The organism is Kluyvera sichuanensis (assembly GCF_014218705.1).
Lineage (GTDB): Bacteria > Pseudomonadota > Gammaproteobacteria > Enterobacterales > Enterobacteriaceae > Kluyvera > Kluyvera sichuanensis.
Genome location: NZ_JABBJF010000011.1, coordinates 85,925 through 103,036, shown reverse-complemented (window position 1 = coordinate 103,036; position 17,112 = coordinate 85,925). Strand labels below are relative to the sequence as shown.

The window sequence follows — 17,112 nt, the reverse complement described above, 5'->3', positions numbered from 1 at the left end:
TTGATTCTCCCAGGAGACAAGAATGAAAGTAACGCTGCCGGAATTTGAACGCGCAGGAGTGATGGTGGTTGGCGACGTCATGCTGGATCGCTATTGGTATGGCCCAACCAGCCGTATTTCCCCGGAAGCCCCGGTTCCCGTGGTGAAGGTGGAAACTATCGAAGAACGTCCTGGCGGCGCGGCAAACGTGGCGATGAATATTGCGTCCCTGGGGGCGGGTTCGCGTCTTGTTGGTTTGACCGGCATTGATGATGCGGCGCGCGCGCTGAATAAAGCGCTGGCCGACGTTAACGTGAAGTGTGATTTCGTTTCGGTACCGACGCACCCAACCATCACCAAGCTGCGCGTGCTGTCGCGCAACCAGCAGCTGATCCGTTTGGACTTTGAAGAAGGCTTTGCCGGCGTGGATCCACAGCCGCTGCACGATCGTATTCAAAGCGGTCTGCCGAGCGTTGGCGCGCTGGTGCTCTCCGACTACGCCAAAGGGGCGCTGGAAAGCGTACAGCAGATGATCCAGCTCGCGCGCAAAGCGAACGTGCCGGTGCTGATCGACCCGAAAGGCACCAACTTCGAACGCTATCGCGGCGCAACGTTGCTGACGCCAAACCTTTCTGAATTTGAAGCCGTAGTCGGTAAGTGCAAAGACGAAACCGAAATCGTTGAACGTGGCATGAAGCTGATTGCTGATTACGATCTCTCCGCGCTGCTGGTGACACGCTCCGAGCAGGGCATGACGCTGCTGCAGCCGGGCAAAGCGCCGCTGCATCAGCCGACGCAGGCGCAGGAAGTGTACGATGTGACCGGTGCGGGCGATACCGTTATCGGCGTGCTGGCGGCGACGCTGGCTTCCGGCAAAACCCTGGAAGAGGCGTGCTTCTTTGCCAACGCCGCGGCGGGCGTGGTGGTGGGTAAACTGGGTACGTCTACCGTTTCACCTATCGAACTGGAAAACGCCGTGCGCGGTCGCGCGGATACCGGTTTTGGTGTGATGAGCGAAGAAGAGCTGAAGCAGGCGGTTGCCGCTGCCCGTCGTCGCGGTGAGAAAGTGGTGATGACCAACGGCGTGTTCGACATTCTGCACGCGGGGCACGTCTCCTATCTGGCGAATGCACGCAAGCTGGGGGATCGTCTGATCGTCGCGGTGAACAGCGATGCGTCAACCAAGCGCCTGAAAGGCGAAACCCGCCCGGTTAACCCGTTGGATCAGCGCATGATCGTGCTGGGCGCGCTGGAGTCCGTCGACTGGGTGGTGTCGTTTGAAGAAGATACACCACAGCGCCTGATTGCCGGGATCCTGCCGGATCGTCTGGTCAAAGGCGGTGACTATAAGCCAGAGCAAATTGCCGGTAGCGAAGAAGTGTGGGCGAACGGTGGTGAAGTGCTGGTGCTGAACTTTGAAGATGGTTGTTCTACCACCAATATTATCAAGAAGATTCAGCAGGACAGCGATAAATCGTGAATGCGGGAGGCGCATCGAACATTCCGTTTTTCCGCGCTCCTCGTGGTTGACGCTGCTGTTTTTTCGACCTAAAGTAAAGGAATAAGGGTGAGAGGGGATTTCTCCCCCCTCTGATTGACTGTTAGTAAGCTGGGAAACTTATCAGTAACAGCACAACCAGTATGATGACGAGCTTCATCATAACCCTTTCCTTATTAAAGCCCCTTCTTCGGGAGGGGCTTTCCCGTTTCAGCTCCTTGCTGACAGCGCGATTGTTCGCGAACGTCCTGACTGGTACAAGAGTTGCCCCTCTCTATTTTTTTATTACTGAAGCGTCCGCGCAAAAACAGCGAATCTGTGGCGCTGAAAGGGCGCGTCTGGGATAAAAAATCCCCGGCTTTTAGGGCCAGGGATGAGGTGTGTAACGGCTTTGCGAGGACGCGACTAGGCTTCTTTTTCGTGCGCAGTCGGTGAATTTAACGGTGTGGTCAGATTATTAAGCGAACCGCCGGACAGGCCGATCTCGTTTAACAGCGAATCGATCAGCGGTGCCTGGGTACGATAAGAGAGGGCGGCAGACAGCGCCTGCTCTGCCAGGTTGCCACCGCTTACGCCATTGCCTGCGGTGACTTCACCCACCGCGCCGCCGCGATTCAGGCCATCAACCTGAATGATCTTAATGCCGTCGATAGACTTCATTGGCTCAACGGACTTCTCAATGACGGCAGGCAGAGACTGCAATAACGCCAGCTTGAATTTGAGGCTGGTTTGTTCGTTGGAAAGTACGTTGATAGCGTCGTTCAGCGCGCGCTGTGCTTCGGCTTCCGCCAGCCCTTTTTTACGCGTCGCCTCCGCCAGTTCGACAATTGCCGCCGCCTGCAATTCCGCAGCTTCCTTCTCGGCTTTTGCTTGTACGGTCAGTTCAACTGCCTTTGTTTCAGCATCCTGTGCGGCGGCAATCAGCGCAACCTGTTTGGCGCGATCCGCTTCTGCCGTCTGACGGGTGGTTTCTACATTCTGCTGAGCGCGAACCGCCTCGGCTAGCGCATCGTTGGCGCGTGCTTCTGCCTGAGACTGCTGTTCGGATTTCGCGGCGATGGCGATGGATTTCGTCTGATTAGCAATTTCCGTTACCTGCTGCTGTTCGATCTCTTTAATCCGAACTTCACGCTCGGCCTCAACTTTTCTCGAACGAACGGCCTGCTCGCGCTCAATTTCCGTTTCCTGGATCTGGCGTTCGGCAAGAATACGCGTCTGTTCCGCTTCGCGATGGCGCTCAGCTTCAAAGGCGGCAATTTTGGCGTTCTGCTCGGCAGTGCGGGTTTTCACCTGCTGTTCCTGCTCAAGCGTCATAAAGGCTTCCTGTTGTTCGATTTCCAGCTTGCGCGATAGCGCATCGCGGTTTTTCTCTCTTACCGCAACTTCCACGTCCTGCTCGACTTCGTTACGTTCGCGACGACGACGCTCTGTTTCCTGAGTCAGCTTTGTCAGACCTTCGGCGTCAAAGGCGTTGTTCGGGTTGAAATGCACTTTTTCCGTCTGGTTAAAGTTGGTTAACGAGACGCTCTCCAGCTCCAGGCCATTTTTTGACAGATCTTCCGCGACGGTATTCTGCACACCCTGAACGAAGTTTTCACGGGTATCCTGCAGCTCATGCATTGTCATCTGCGAGGCCGTGGCGCGTAAGGCATCAACGAACTTATCTTCGATCAACACGCGTAAATCTTCCGGAGACAGCGTGCGCTGACCCAGCGTTTGTGCGGCAGTGGCAATGCCTTCAACCGACGGTTTAACGCGGACGAAAAAGGCAACAACCACATCAACTCGCATACGATCTTTGGTGATCAGACTGTCGACGGTAGAACGACTAACCTCAAGTTTGAGGGTATTCATGTTGATGGGAATAATTTCGTGGAAGATTGGCATAACAATTGCGCCGCCGCTCATCACCACTTTCTGTCCGCCAAGCCCGGTTCGCACAAATGCTTGCTCTGCGGAGGCGCGACGATAAAGACGGGCAAAAATAATCCCGATAATCAATAAGACGACAACCGCGACAACGGCGGTAAACATCCATGAAGGTAGCATGCCAAAAATATCATCCATTATGTCGGTCTCTTAAGGTCAAAATACAATTACAAAATATTCGGCCAGGGATTACGTTCGGCCAAATAACGCGTTGCGGAAAGTCGGTCGAGAATCAGTACCTTGTCTCCTTTTTTAAACGCGTATCCTTTTTCAGGTTCTAACAATAGGTAATGAGTTTGTCCGAATTTATCGGTAAATTTGCCCTCGCAGGGTGTGCCGGCAATCGCGGAATGCCCGGTAATTATCGCCATGTAGCCGATATAATCATCCTCAGCGAGGGCGGAGCTTTCATCGCGGGGGAGCCACGGAGCAATGATTTTTCCGCTGTAATGCACGGCGAAGAGTGAAATAATAAAACATGCTGGGGTGAGTAGTAGGTTGCTGAGGGGCGCTCCCAGGAGCATGACCCAGCCATGCTGGAAAAGGATGCCGAAGAGCCCGAAAAAACCGGCCAATAAACAGAGCACAACTAATAACGGAATACGCCCAATATTCAGAAAATGAATCACCTGTCCGATATTACCAGATGACAAAGCATCATAATTATCGAGATGGGCATCGAGTGCGCCAGAGAGATAATGGCCAAAGGCCAATGAGATTATTTCAAGTACGCCGATAAGAAGAACAAATGTTAGTGCAAACAGGTAGGGACTATTATATTCCGTTAATAAAATCATGCTTCATTCCCCCTGCAATAGATTTCCCTGGGCGATGGTTTTTCTCTTGTTCTTATAGCGTGTCACGATAGCATATTCTGGCCGGATCGTTTAATCCGGAAAGGGATTTTTCCCCCTCAGATTTCGTGGGGAAGTACGTGCGTGGTGAGAGGGGAATGTGCATTATACACAGCTCCATAGTGCTTTCCGGAGCATACTGAAATCAGGAAATGTGTAAACGGGCCGTACGGCCCGCTTTAGTTTTACTTTGGCTCTACCGGAGCGGGGCTGACATTTTCAACGGACTGGCGGTTTTCCAGCTCGCTAATCCGCTGTTCCAGCAGCGCCAGCTTCTCACGCGTACGCAGCAGAACCTGAGTCTGCACGTCAAACTCTTCACGGCTGACCACATCAAGGCGCGTCAGCTGCGACTGGATCACCTGGCGAACTTTCTTCTCAATATCATCACCGAACTCACGCAGACCTTTCGGCATAGACTCGTGGACCTGGCGGGCGATTTGTTCAATTTTTTTCGGGTCGATCATCTCTTGTTCCCTGATTCTGTCGGCATGAAGGCTATTGTAGTGTCTTATCCCGGTGCGATAAACCAGAATTGTTCGAAGCTTATGCATTGCCGAAGATAGTCATTGGCGTTATAGTAAGTACGCTTATTCTCAGGGCGGGGCGAAATTCCCCACCGGCGGTAAATCAGCTACGGCTGAAAGCCCGCGAGCGCTTCCTATGAACATGGGAAGGTCAGCAGATCCGGTGTAATTCCGGGGCCGACGGTTAGAGTCCGGATGGGAGAGAGTAACGATTCAGTTGGGTTAAGCACCCGCTCGCGTTATCTATTTGCCGTTATATCGGCACTCCTAAGACTGCCCTGATTCTGGTAACCATAATATTAATGAGGTTTTTTTACCATGAATCAGACGCTACTTTCCTCTTTTGGTACTCCGTTCGAACGCGTTGAAAACGCGCTTGTTGCTCTGCGCGAAGGTCGCGGTGCGATGGTGTTGGACGACGAAGATCGCGAGAACGAAGGCGACATGATCTTTGCCGCCGAAAACATGACCGTTGAACAAATGGCGCTGACTATCCGTCACGGTAGCGGCATCGTTTGTCTGTGTCTCACCGACGAACGTCGTAAACAGCTGGAACTGCCAATGATGGTAGAAAACAACACCAGCGCTTACGGCACCGGCTTTACCGTCACTATCGAAGCGGCTCATGGCGTGACCACCGGCGTTTCTGCCGCTGACCGTCTGACCACCGTTCGCGCGGCGATTGCCGACAACGCGAAACCTTCCGATCTGAACCGTCCTGGCCACGTTTTCCCACTGCGCGCGCAGGCGGGTGGCGTGCTGACCCGTGGCGGTCACACCGAAGCGACTATCGATCTGGTGACGCTGGCAGGCTTCAAACCAGCAGGCGTGCTGTGTGAACTGACCAACGACGACGGTACCATGGCGCGCGCGCCAGAGTGCATCGAGTTTGCGAAGAAACATAACATGGCGCTGGTGACCATCGAAGATCTGGTAGCCTACCGTCGTGAGCACGAGCGTAAAGCCAGCTAATCTAGCGGCCTACGTGATGAAGCCCGGTTTGCGATATGCACCGGGCTTTTTTATTGCCTGACGTTAGCCAATGCCCATCGACTGTAACACCACCAGGCTCATCCCCATGACCGACATGCCGCACAGCACGCCGTAGCTGGGGTTGTTGTTAGGGTCAATCTCTTTGGCCAGCGGCATCAGTTCATCGACGGAAAGGGCGACCATAATCCCGGCGACCGCTGCCATAATCGAGGCCATCAGCACCGGCGACACCATGCTGCCAAGAATTGCCCACGCCAGCACGCCGCCCAATATTTCCGCCATGCCCGAAATTCCCGCCCAGAACACCGCTTTGCGCTTTGAGCCCGTGGCGGCGTAGACCGGCCCGGCAACCGCCAGCCCTTCAGGAATATTGTGCAGCGCCACGGCGAGCGCAATGCCGAAGCCCAGCTCAAGGTTGTTGCTGGCGGTGACGAAGGTGGCAATACCTTCCGGGAAGTTGTGCAGGCTGATGCCAAGGGTTAACAGCACGGCGGTGCGGCGAATGTTGCGCGGCAGCGGCTGGGTGTTTTTCTGCATCAGATCCTGCGGATGCGCATGCGGCAGGATGTGATCGAGTGCAAAATAACCAATGAGGCCGACGACAAACATCCCGTAACCCAGCACTGGCGACATTCCCGGCGTGCCGAGCGCGGCGGGCAGCATCTCCATTAATGAGATCAGCAGCATAATGCCGGCGGCGAAGCCGAGCGAGAAGGCGAGTACACGGTTGGACGGCTTTTGCCCGATCACCCCGAGTATGGCGCCGATAAAGGTGGCAGCCCCTGCCAGTAATGTCAGAATCAGCGGTACCGACATCGCTTACTCCTTATGATAATGATTATCATTCATGATATTGAAAATCGTCAGCCGTGGCGAGAGGCGACGCTATTCTTTACTTCATCCTTACATTCAAATTTTCTGAAGATCATCATCACGCTTATCTGAGTTTATCCTCACTCAAAACGGGTTAATGTGGTGTTATTAAATTATGCCCTCTGGAAGGATAACATCATGTCTCGTAGCCGAATGCCAGCACTGTTTTTAGGTCACGGTAGCCCGATGAACGTACTGGAAGATAACCTCTATACCCGTACCTGGCGGCATCTGGGTGAAACGTTGCCACGCCCAAAAGCTATTGTGGTGGTGTCCGCGCACTGGTTCACTCGCGGCACGGGCGTGACGGCGATGGAAACCCCGAAAACGATCCATGATTTCGGCGGCTTCCCGCAGGCGCTGTACGATACCCATTACCCGGCTCCGGGCTCCCCGGCGCTGGCGCAACAGTTGGTTGAACTGCTGGCTCCGGTTCCGGTCACGCTTGATAAAGAAGCCTGGGGCTTTGACCATGGCTCCTGGGGCGTGCTGATTAAGATGTACCCGAATGCGGACATCCCGATGGTGCAGTTGAGCATCGACAGTACCAAGCCAGCGGCATGGCACTTTGAGATCGGTCGTAAGCTGGCAAGCCTGCGCGATGAAGGCATTATGCTGGTGGCGAGCGGTAACGTGGTGCACAACCTGCGTACGGCGAAATGGCACGGCGATTCAACGCCTTACCCGTGGGCCACGTCGTTTAACGATTATGTGAAGGCTAATCTAAGCTGGAAAGGGCCGGTTGAACAGCATCCGCTGGTGAACTATCTGGCGCATGAGGGCGGTTCGCTGTCGAACCCAACGGCGGATCACTTCCTGCCGCTGCTTTATGTGCTGGGTGCCTGGGATGGCGAAGAGCCCATCACGATCCCGGTAGACGGTATCGAAATGGGCTCCTTGAGTATGCTGTCGGTGCTAATCGGTTAACGATTATTCGACGAAAATGTGGGGATAGAAGCGTGACAGATCCTGAGTGATCAGCGCTCTGTCCTCACGAATGCCAATCCCGGCAGGCTCGTCGTTAATCAGCCAACTGCCAATCAACATGTAGCTATCACCAAACTTCGGCAGCGGATGGAACTGCTGCACGATCATCCCTTCTTCGCCGTACGGCCCTTCCACCTGCTCGATGGTTTTACCGTTCTCGACGATCGAAATGTTGGCACCTTCGCGGGAGAAGATCGGCTTCACCACGAATTTGTCCATCTCTGGGTGATCATCTTCGGCAAAGTAGGCTGGCAGCAGGTTCGGGTGATTCGGGAACATCTCCCACAGCAGCGGCAGCAGCGCTTTGTTAGAGATGATGCTCTTCCAGGCCGGTTCCAGCCAGCGCACGCCAGCATCTTCGAGCTTGGTGGAGAACATCTCGCGCAGCATGTATTCCCACGGATAGAGTTTGAACAGGTTGCTGATTACCTGATCCTGCAGATCGGTAAACTGGCCTTTCTCACCCAGACCGATCTCATCAATATAGAGGAACTCGGTCGCTACGCCAGCTTCAGCGGCGCAGTCCTGCAGATACTGCACGGTACCGCGATCTTCGACGGTGTCCTGGCAGCAGGTCAGATGCAACAACTGGAAGCCGTGTTGTTCGCGCAGCACGTTGAAGCGCTCGATGATCTTTTCCTGCAGGCTGTTGAACTGATCGCTGCCTTCCGGCAGGTTGCCTGCGTTGATCTGATCTTCGAGCCAGATCCACTGGAAGAACGCCGCTTCGAACAGTGACGTTGGGGTATCGGCGTTATTTTCCAGCAGCTTCGGTTCACCGGTGCCGTCCCACGCCAGATCGAGGCGCGAGTAGAGCGACGGCTGCTGCGTTTGCCATGACTGGCGCACAAAGGTCCAGGTGTGCTTTGGAATGCGGAACTTCGCCATCAGCTCATCGCTGGCGATGACACGTTCAACCACTTTCAGACACAGCTGATGCAGTTCAGCGGTAACCTCTTCCAGCTTTTCAACCTGCGCCAACGTCAGCTTGTAGTAGGCCTCTTCACTCCAGTACGGCTCGCCGTACATGGTGTGAAAGTTGAAGCCGTACTCCGTTGCCTTTTCACGCCAGTCCGGGCGCTCAGTAATGCTGATTCTTTCCATGGTCATCAGCCGCCCATTGAACGGGTGGTGGTGCCCGATGCGCTACGCTGCATGGTGGACTGTTTCGCCACGGACTCACCGAAGCCGCCGCGAGTCACGGTGCTGGTGGTTGCCGGTTTTGGTGCCATCGCGGTTTTCGGTACGTTCATCGAACGGCCCGGCTGCGCTGCGCCGTAGTTTTTACCGCCGGCATCGGTGTATTTACCGTAGGCCGGGCTGGATGGGTTCTTCGAGGTGAAGACCGGCTGCTGCTGGTAGCCACCCATGCCGCCGCTCATCATACGGCCCATCATGTAGCCCGCCATCAGCGGCATCCAGAAACTGCCGCTGCTTTGCGCTTGCGCCTGGTTTTCACCGCTGGCAGGTGCCATACCGGCCTGCGCCGGTGCCTGCTGGCACTGGCCTTCGCCAAATTCAGCTACGCAGTCTTCACGGCTGGCGTACTTCGGCGCGGTACGTTCGGCTTCTTTCAGCGCGTTATCGAAGGTGGTTTTACACTCGGCGCTTTTGCCCGGATTCGCTGCAGAGCAGTCGTCCGCGTTCTGATAGAGCGTGACGGTTTCGTCAGTTTTTTCACAGCCTGCCAGCATGAATACCGCAGTAACAGCTAATGCGACCGGCGTGAGGTGACGCGCGCCCCAGCTTTTACGAAAGGCGGCGTGTTGAATATTGTTCGTCCGTTTCATTGTGTTCTTCCTGGACCCAGTAGAGTGGTATTGCAATAACGCTCAGGATAGTGGATGAGTGGTTGAAAATGAAGCGAAGAAGGGCGTAAAGCGGCGGATCTTTACGTTGCCTTACGTTAGCGCAAGAGAATGAAAAAAGGGCCCGCATAAAGCGGACCCTTTTCAGTACGGCGAGAGGCCTTAGCGCAGACGCGCTTTGCTGGTCGCCGGAGAGGTGTAGCCGTCCGCTGAAGCGTCCTGCTGCGGGTTCTGCGGCGCAACGCTGTCGGTAGAGGTCGCGACGGTTTTACCCAGCGCATTGTTCAGCGCAATCAGATCCTGCTCGTTGAGCGTACCCAGCGCATTTTTAATATTCAGCTGGTTGATCAGGTAGTTATAACGCGCGCTGGAGAGCTGCTGCTTCGCGTTGTACAGCGTGGTGGTGGCATCCAACACGTCAACGATAGTACGCGTACCCACGGAGTAACCCGCTTCCATCGCGTCTAATGAACTCTGTGCAGAGACCACGGCCTGTTTGTAGGCGTTGATGCTGCTGATAGAGGCGTTGATGTTGTTGAAGGAAGAACGCACGGTCTGAACAACGGAGCGGTGCGCGCTCTCCAGCTGCTCGCTGGCGCCGACGAAGTTGTACTGCGCCTGTTTCACCTGCGAGTTAACCATCCCGCCCTGGTACAGCGGCAGGGAGAAGCTCAGGCCAATTTTGTTCTGGCCGGCGTCGTTGTCGTCGTACTGGGAACTGTGGGTTTTAGAGCCGCTGTAGGAGGTGTTTGACACCCCGGTAGAGGCGTTCAAATCCAGCGTCGGCAGATGGCCGTCCTGCGCCTGGCGAATCTGCTCACGCGCCAGGTCCTGGTTCAGGCGAGCCTGCAACAGGGAGAGGTTACGGTTTTCCGCTTCTTTCAGCAGCGAGTTAACGCCCTGCGGTTTGTCTGTTTTAAAGCTGTCGACGTTCAAAGACGCCAGCTCTGGGTAGTAGTTACCGGTCACCTGACGCAGCGCTTCAACGGCGTTGTCGAGGTTGTTACGCGCGGTCACTTCATTCGCCAGTACGGTATCGTACTGTGAACGGGCGTTCTGCACGTCGGTAATCGCCACGAGGCCCACGTTAAAGCGCTGAGTGGTTTGATCCAACTGGCGGTAAATCGCCTGTTTCTGCGCTTCGGTGTAGGAGAGTGAGTCAATCGCGCTCAGCACGTTAAAGTACGCCGTGGCGGTATTCAGGATCAGCGTCTGCTGATCGGTCTGATAGGTCACGTCCTGGATGCCTGCCGCTTTTTCCTGCAGGGTCAGAGCACGCCATTTGGACATATCAAACAGGCTTTGCGTTAACGTCAGCGAGCCGCTGGTCGCGTTGGAGTTCACGCCGTTATTGTCGCGGAAGCCATTGGTATAGGTATAATCGGCACCCAAACCTAACTGCGGTAACAGCGGGCTACGCGCTTCGTTGATCTTTTCGAATGCGGCATCGCGGTCTGCTGCGGATTTACGGAGATCTGGGTTACTGGTACGTGCCTGCTGATAGACCTGTAACAGGTTCTCTGCCTGGCTCATTGTACTGAAACCCGTAAGGCTCAGACCAATAAGGATGGGGAGCAATTTCTTCATTTGCATTTGCATTCCTTGTTGTGAAGCTTAGCGCTGATCTAATTCACAGAAAAAATATTCGCCGATTGTACCAGAGTCTGCCACGTTAAAAAGTTGTCGTAATGTGCCATCTGGCGTTAATTTGCACCAATCTACCACAGAGAGAGTGGATCCTAAGATAAACGGATTTTAAATCCACAATTTCATCATAATTACAGCATAGGCAAGGCCATGACAAAATCACGTAACCCAGTGGTTACCCTCTCGAAAAACGATGTAGAAATTATTGCACGAGAAACGGTATATCGCGGTTTTTTTTCGATTGATGTGTACCGTTTTCGCCATCGTCTGTTCAACGGCGAGATGAGCGGTGAAGTCCGGCGCGAAATTTTTGAGCGCGGTCACGCTGCAGTCTTGCTACCCTTTGACCCAGTGCGTGACGAAGTGGTGCTGATTGAGCAAATTCGCATTGCGGCCTATGACACCAGCGAAACCCCTTATCTGCTGGAGATGGTGGCCGGCATGATTGAAGAGGGTGAAAGCGTATAGGATGTGGCGCGTCGCGAATCGCAGGAAGAGGCCGGGCTTGAACTCGGCCGGGTAAAAGAGTGTCTGAGTTATCTGGCAAGCCCTGGCGGCACCAGCGAGCGCCTGACCATTATGGTGGGCGAAGTGGATGCAACAACGGCCAAAGGTATTCATGGCCTGGCGGATGAACACGAAGATATCCGGGTTCATGTGGTAAGCCGGGAGTACGCTTATCAATGTGTAGAAGAGGGAAAAATTGACAACGCAGCCTCTGTCATCGCTTTGCAATGGCTACAGCTGCATTATCAGGACTTACGAAAAGAGTGGACCAAATGAAGCGTTACACACCTGACTTCCCAGAAATGATGCGCCTGTGCGAGACCAATTTCGCACAATTACGTCGCTTACTGCCGCGCGTTGATGAAGCCGGCGAAACGGTGAACTATCAGGTGGCCAATGCGCAATATCGGTTAACGATAACAGAATCAACCCGCTACACTACGCTGGTAACGGTTGAGCAGACGCACCCGGCGGTGAGCTACTGGAGCCTGCCGTCGATGAGTGTGCGGCTGTATCATGATGCGATGGTGGCTGAAGTGTGTTCAAGTCAGCAGATCTTTCGCTTCAAAGCGCGATATGATTATCCAAATAAAAAGTTGCATCAACGCGACGAAAAGCATCAAATTAATCAGTTTTTAGCTGATTGGCTAAGATACTGTTTAGCACATGGAGCGATGGCGATTCCGGTTTGTACATAGCACCTTTCAGGCTGTATCTGGGACGCTGCCAGCGATGACGCAGCATGAAAGGATGATGTGTATGTTTGCATCGTGAAACCTAAGGACACCATTTGGAAAGCCTTTTAAACCTTCCTCTGGCTGGTGGGGCCAGTGTCAGGGTACTGCAAATCACTGATACTCACCTGTTTGCGGAAAAAGATGAAACGCTGTTAGGCGTGAACACCTGGGCAAGCTATCACGCCGTCTTGCAGGCTATTCATGCCTCGGCGCGTGAAGTTGACCTGGTGGTGGCGACGGGCGATTTAGCGCAGGATCATTCATCCGCGGCCTATCAGCACTTTGCTGACGGCATCGCGAGTTTCGCTGCACCCTGCGTTTGGTTGCCGGGGAATCATGACTTCCAGCCATCCATGTACAGCACGCTTCAGGACGCGGGGATCTCCCCGGCCAAGCGCGTACTGGTGGGCGAAAACTGGCAGATCCTCCTGCTGGATAGTCAGGTGTTCGGCGTGCCGCACGGCGAGCTGAGCGAGTTCCAGCTTGAGTGGCTGGAAAAACGGCTGGCGGAAGCGCCGGACCGACATACGCTGCTGCTGCTGCACCATCATCCGCTGCCAGCGGGATGCAGCTGGCTCGATCAGCACAGCCTGCGTAACGCAGGGGCGCTGGATAATGTGCTGGTGCGCTACCCGCGCGTAAAAAACCTGCTTTGTGGCCACATTCATCAGGAACTGGACGTCGACTGGAACGGCCGCCGCATCATGGCGACGCCGTCAACCTGCGTACAGTTTAAACCGCACTGTGCCAACTTCACGCTGGATACCGTTTCCCCTGGGTGGCGCTGGCTTGAGCTGCATGACGATGGTTCATTAACCACCGAAGTCTGCCGCCTTGCCGGGTGCGAATTCCATCCTGATACCGCATCTGAAGGTTATTGATGTCGACGCTTCTTTATCTGCATGGATTCAACAGCTCACCGCTGTCAGCAAAGGCTACGGCGCTGAAGCAGTGGCTGGCGGAGTACTATCCCGACGTGAATATGCTGATCCCGCAACTGCCGGCCTATCCGGCGGAAGCGGCGGAGATGCTGGAAGCGCTGGTGCTGAAACACGGCGGTGAACCACTGGGCATCGTGGGGTCATCGCTGGGCGGCTATTATGCAACCTGGTTATCCCAATGTTTCATGCTGCCAGCGGTGGTGGTGAACCCGGCGATACGCCCGTTTGAGCTGCTGGTGAATTTCCTTGGGCCGAATGAGAATCCCTACACCGGGCAGCAATATGTGCTAGAGTCACGCCATATTTACGATCTCAAAGTCATGCAAATTGACCCACTGGAGGCACCGGATCTTATCTGGCTGCTTCAGCAGACCGGCGACGAAGTGCTTGATTACCGCCAGGCCGTGAACTATTTCGCCTCCTGCCGACAAACGGTAGAGGAGGGCGGTAATCACGCATTTATCGGCTTTGAAGATCACTTCACACAGATTATCGATTTTCTGGGGTTGCATTAAGCAGCGCCAACTACCTACGAATAGATCATGACGCAATCTTCTTATAACGCTGATGCCATTGAGGTACTCACCGGGCTTGAGCCGGTTCGCCGCCGCCCGGGGATGTACACAGATACCACACGTCCGAACCACCTTGGTCAGGAAGTGATTGATAACAGTGTGGATGAAGCGCTTGCCGGACACGCGAAGCGTGTTGAGGTTATTCTTCATGCCGATCAATCACTGGAAGTGATCGACGATGGTCGCGGCATGCCCGTCGATATCCACCCGGAAGAGGGCGTACCGGCCGTTGAGCTGATCCTCTGTCGCCTGCACGCGGGCGGTAAGTTCTCCAACAAAAACTATCAGTTCTCCGGCGGCCTGCACGGCGTGGGGATCTCGGTAGTTAACGCCCTGTCGAAGCGCGTTGAGGTCAACGTTCGTCGCGATGGTCAGGTCTACACCATCGCGTTTGAAAACGGCGACAAGGTGGAAGATCTGCACGTCACCGGTACCTGCGGCAAACGCAATACCGGGACCAGCGTCCACTTCTGGCCGGACGAAAGCTTCTTCGACAGCCCGCGTTTTTCCGTTTCCCGCTTAAGCCACCTGCTGAAAGCGAAAGCGGTACTCTGCCCCGGCGTTGAAATTGTCTTTAAAGACAAAGTGAACGACACCGAACAGACCTGGTGCTACGCCGACGGTCTGAACGACTATCTTTGCGAAGCCGTGAACGGCTTGCCGCTGCTGCCGGAAAAACCGTTTGTCGGTAACTTCTCCGGCGAAACCGAAGCGGTGGACTGGGCGCTGCTATGGCTGCCGGAAGGCGGCGAGCTGCTGACCGAAAGCTACGTCAACCTGATCCCGACCATGCAGGGCGGAACGCACGTTAACGGTCTGCGCCAGGGCCTGCTTGACGCGATGCGCGAGTTCTGCGAATACCGCAACATTCTGCCGCGCGGCGTGAAGCTGTCGGCGGAAGATATCTGGGACCGCTGCGCCTACGTGCTGTCGGTGAAGATGCAGGATCCGCAGTTCGCCGGGCAGACGAAAGAGCGTCTCTCTTCCCGTCAGTGCGCGGCGTTTGTCTCTGGCGTGGTGAAAGATGCCTTCAGCCTGTGGCTGAACCAGAACGTCCAGGCGGCAGAGCTGCTGGCCGAAATGGCGATTTCCAGCGCCCAGCGTCGCCTACGCGCGGCGAAAAAAGTGGTGCGTAAAAAGCTCACCAGCGGCCCGGCGCTGCCGGGTAAACTGGCCGACTGTACCGCGCAGGATCTCGCTCGCACCGAACTGTTCCTCGTCGAAGGTGACTCCGCAGGCGGCTCTGCCAAACAGGCGCGCGATCGTGAATATCAGGCGATCATGCCGCTCAAAGGTAAGATCCTCAATACCTGGGAAGTCTCTTCTGACGAAGTGCTGGCCTCGCAGGAAGTCCACGATATTTCCGTGGCGATCGGTATCGATCCAGACAGTTCGGATCTGAGCCAGCTGCGCTACGGCAAGATCTGTATCCTCGCGGATGCGGACTCTGATGGTCTGCACATCGCAACGCTGCTGTGTGCACTGTTCGTGAAGCACTTCCGCGCGCTGGTGAAAGAAGGTCACGTTTATGTGGCGCTGCCGCCGCTGTACCGTATCGATCTGGGCAAAGAGGTTTACTATGCCCTGACCGAAGAGGAAAAAGCGGGCGTGCTGGAGCAGCTCAAGCGTAAAAAAGGCAAACCGAACGTACAGCGCTTTAAAGGTCTGGGTGAGATGAACCCGATGCAGCTGCGCGAAACCACGCTCGATCCGAACACCCGCCGCCTGGTGCAGCTGTACATCACCGATGAAGATGAACAGCAAACCGATGCCACCATGGATATGCTGCTGGCCAAGAAGCGTTCGGAAGATCGCCGTAACTGGCTGCAGGAGAAAGGCGATATGGCGGAGCTGGAAGCCTAACACCTTGCCGGATGGCGCTTCGCTTACCCGGCCTACAGACTCGCTTGTAGCCCGGACGAGGTGCGTTAGCACCGACTCCGGGATTTCCCCGGCGTCACACAGTGAAGCCGGCCTACGATTGAAAAGGAGACGCTTGCGTCTCCTTTTTTATTGCCACAACCGCCGCTTAATTAATCGATTCAATTCTAATTTCTACGCTTTCTGAAATGCCATTTTAAAATTTGGTATGACAGGTCACAGTTTAGTTGTATGACTTCTACCATATTCTTGCGCTGGATATAAAACATACTTCTGAACATGGACGTCAATCTGTGCTGGCAATTGATTCGCATGGTGAATTTTATCTTTAATCAAAAGAGAATCGTCTATGTTAAGAAGAAAACTGGCAGTAAGCGTTTTATCTTTCTCGTTACTGATGGGGTCTGCGGCGGCGATGGCAAAAACGGTGTTCATCGCTTCAGATGTACACCCGGCTGACTATCCGACCACGGCGGCGGTGATTCACATGGGTGAAAAACTCAGCCAACAAACCGACGGGCGACTGTCCATCCGCATGTTCCCAAGCGGGCAGATGGGCGATGAGAGCACCACGCTCGAGAAAACCCGTGCGGGCGCTATTGATATCCTGCGTGTTTCGATGGCCCCGGTCGGCGGTATCCTTCCTCAGGTGAGCGTCTTCAACATGCCGTTTGTGTTCCGCGATACCGACCATCAGCACAAGGTGCTGGATGGCGATATTGGTAACACGCTGGCCAAAGAGATCTCCGACAGCAACCTCGGCCTGGTCTTCCTTGGCTGGATGGATGCGGGCTCGCGTAGTCTGATCACTAAAAAACCGATCACCAGCCTCGACGATCTGAAAGGGGTGAAGATCCGTCTGCAAAATAACCCGATCGGCCTCGATACCTTTAAAGCACTGGGGGCGAACCCGATCGTCCTGCCGGTGGGCGATGTCTTTGCCAGCCTGCAAACCGGGGTGATCGATGCGGCGGAAAACAACGAGCCGACTTTTGATACTGAAAACTACGTGGTGGCCGGGACCAAATATTTCGATCTCACCGAACACTTTATGATCCCGGAAGTGCTCGCTTTCTCGAAGCGTAAATGGAGCAAGCTCTCGGCGGACGATCAGGCGCTGATCATGAAGCTGGCGAAAGAAGCACAGGCTGAAGAGCGCGTGCTGTGGGCGGACTACGTGGAGAAATCCAAGCAGCGCCTGCAAAGCCAGGGCGTCAAATTCCTTCCGGTCGACAAAAAGCCGTTTGTCGACGCCACTGCACCGGTTCGTGAGAAATACGGTAAGCAGTTCAGCGACTTAATGCAGCAAATTCAGGACACCAAATAATCCACTTCGCGGCAGGCCAGCGTGGGCTGGCCCGCCCGTTTTGATCTGG

The 17,112-nt window shown here is 54.8% G+C and carries 16 protein-coding genes, 1 pseudogene and 1 riboswitch; of the genes and pseudogenes, 9 read left to right on the top strand and 8 right to left on the bottom strand.

Annotation, left to right across the window (positions count from 1 at the left end):
- Positions 1 to 22: 22 nt before the first annotated feature.
- The gene (gene hldE / locus HII27_RS13730) at positions 23 to 1,459 is read left to right on the top strand and encodes a bifunctional D-glycero-beta-D-manno-heptose-7-phosphate kinase/D-glycero-beta-D-manno-heptose 1-phosphate adenylyltransferase HldE (protein ID WP_185668398.1); all 1,437 of its coding nucleotides are present in this window, start codon (positions 23 to 25) and stop codon (positions 1,457 to 1,459) included.
- A gap of 121 nt (positions 1,460 to 1,580) precedes the next feature.
- Here hldE and HII27_RS13725 read toward each other — a convergent pair whose 3' ends face one another.
- The 4 genes from HII27_RS13725 to ubiK all read right to left on the bottom strand — a co-directional run bounded on the left by HII27_RS13725 (position 1,581) and on the right by ubiK (position 4,727).
- On the bottom strand, positions 1,581 to 1,640 hold the full coding sequence (locus HII27_RS13725) for a type I toxin-antitoxin system Ibs family toxin (protein ID WP_185668420.1): 60 nt from the start codon (positions 1,638 to 1,640) through the stop codon (positions 1,581 to 1,583).
- Positions 1,641 to 1,882: 242 nt separating this feature from the next.
- On the bottom strand, positions 1,883 to 3,544 hold the full coding sequence (locus HII27_RS13720) for a flotillin family protein (protein ID WP_185668397.1): 1,662 nt from the start codon (positions 3,542 to 3,544) through the stop codon (positions 1,883 to 1,885).
- Between the two features lie 29 nt (positions 3,545 to 3,573).
- Positions 3,574 to 4,203 (bottom strand): OB-fold-containig protein, encoded by a 630-nt coding sequence (locus tag HII27_RS13715; RefSeq protein WP_185668396.1) that lies wholly within the window; start codon positions 4,201 to 4,203, stop codon positions 3,574 to 3,576.
- A 242-nt stretch (positions 4,204 to 4,445) separates the two neighbouring features.
- The gene (gene ubiK / locus HII27_RS13710) at positions 4,446 to 4,727 is read right to left on the bottom strand and encodes a ubiquinone biosynthesis accessory factor UbiK (protein WP_185668395.1); all 282 of its coding nucleotides are present in this window, start codon (positions 4,725 to 4,727) and stop codon (positions 4,446 to 4,448) included.
- 121 nt (positions 4,728 to 4,848) lie between these two features.
- Positions 4,849 to 4,998, top strand: a riboswitch (FMN riboswitch).
- A gap of 107 nt (positions 4,999 to 5,105) precedes the next feature.
- Between ubiK and ribB the strand changes: the two genes are divergently transcribed.
- Positions 5,106 to 5,759 (top strand): 3,4-dihydroxy-2-butanone-4-phosphate synthase, encoded by a 654-nt coding sequence (ribB, locus tag HII27_RS13705; RefSeq protein WP_185668394.1) that lies wholly within the window; start codon positions 5,106 to 5,108, stop codon positions 5,757 to 5,759.
- A 63-nt stretch (positions 5,760 to 5,822) separates the two neighbouring features.
- Here the strand turns inward: ribB and zupT are convergent, their stop codons facing one another.
- Positions 5,823 to 6,596, bottom strand: a complete 774-nt coding sequence (zupT, locus tag HII27_RS13700; protein WP_185668393.1) for a zinc transporter ZupT — start codon at positions 6,594 to 6,596, stop codon at positions 5,823 to 5,825.
- A 195-nt stretch (positions 6,597 to 6,791) separates the two neighbouring features.
- Here zupT and ygiD point away from each other — a divergent pair, with 195 nt between their 5' ends.
- Positions 6,792 to 7,580 (top strand): 4,5-DOPA-extradiol-dioxygenase, encoded by a 789-nt coding sequence (gene ygiD / locus HII27_RS13695; protein WP_185668392.1) that lies wholly within the window; start codon positions 6,792 to 6,794, stop codon positions 7,578 to 7,580.
- Positions 7,581 to 7,583: 3 nt separating this feature from the next.
- On the opposite strand, the gene HII27_RS13690 is transcribed toward ygiD, so the two are convergent.
- The 3 genes from HII27_RS13690 to tolC all read right to left on the bottom strand — a co-directional run bounded on the left by HII27_RS13690 (position 7,584) and on the right by tolC (position 11,035).
- Positions 7,584 to 8,744 (bottom strand): glutathionylspermidine synthase family protein, encoded by a 1,161-nt coding sequence (locus HII27_RS13690; protein ID WP_185668419.1) that lies wholly within the window; start codon positions 8,742 to 8,744, stop codon positions 7,584 to 7,586.
- Positions 8,745 to 8,749: 5 nt separating this feature from the next.
- Entirely contained in the window at positions 8,750 to 9,430 is a 681-nt protein-coding gene (locus tag HII27_RS13685; RefSeq protein WP_185668391.1) for a DUF1190 family protein, read from the bottom strand.
- A 180-nt stretch (positions 9,431 to 9,610) separates the two neighbouring features.
- Positions 9,611 to 11,035, bottom strand: a complete 1,425-nt coding sequence (gene tolC / locus HII27_RS13680) for an outer membrane channel protein TolC (protein ID WP_185668390.1) — start codon at positions 11,033 to 11,035, stop codon at positions 9,611 to 9,613.
- A 210-nt stretch (positions 11,036 to 11,245) separates the two neighbouring features.
- On the opposite strand from tolC, the pseudogene nudF reads away from it, so the two are divergent.
- The 6 genes and pseudogenes from nudF to HII27_RS13650 all read left to right on the top strand — a co-directional run bounded on the left by nudF (position 11,246) and on the right by HII27_RS13650 (position 17,063).
- Positions 11,246 to 11,878, top strand: a pseudogene (gene nudF, locus HII27_RS13675) (ADP-ribose diphosphatase).
- Positions 11,875 to 12,300: a DUF1249 family protein gene (locus HII27_RS13670; protein ID WP_185668389.1), complete on the top strand. Its 426-nt coding sequence runs from the start codon at positions 11,875 to 11,877 to the stop codon at positions 12,298 to 12,300. Before nudF ends, HII27_RS13670 begins: the two are co-directional and overlap by 4 nt.
- A gap of 92 nt (positions 12,301 to 12,392) precedes the next feature.
- On the top strand, positions 12,393 to 13,220 hold the full coding sequence (cpdA, locus tag HII27_RS13665; protein WP_185668388.1) for a 3',5'-cyclic-AMP phosphodiesterase: 828 nt from the start codon (positions 12,393 to 12,395) through the stop codon (positions 13,218 to 13,220).
- Positions 13,220 to 13,795, top strand: coding sequence for an esterase YqiA (yqiA, locus tag HII27_RS13660; protein ID WP_185668387.1), 576 nt, complete (start codon positions 13,220 to 13,222; stop codon positions 13,793 to 13,795). Before cpdA ends, yqiA begins: the two co-directional genes overlap by 1 nt.
- A gap of 27 nt (positions 13,796 to 13,822) precedes the next feature.
- Positions 13,823 to 15,718 carry a DNA topoisomerase IV subunit B gene (gene parE, locus HII27_RS13655; protein ID WP_185668386.1) on the top strand — a complete coding sequence of 632 codons (1,896 nt, stop codon included), beginning with the start codon at positions 13,823 to 13,825 and terminating at the stop codon, positions 15,716 to 15,718.
- A 367-nt stretch (positions 15,719 to 16,085) separates the two neighbouring features.
- Positions 16,086 to 17,063: a TRAP transporter substrate-binding protein gene (locus HII27_RS13650; protein ID WP_185668385.1), complete on the top strand. Its 978-nt coding sequence runs from the start codon at positions 16,086 to 16,088 to the stop codon at positions 17,061 to 17,063.
- Positions 17,064 to 17,112 lie beyond the last annotated feature (49 nt).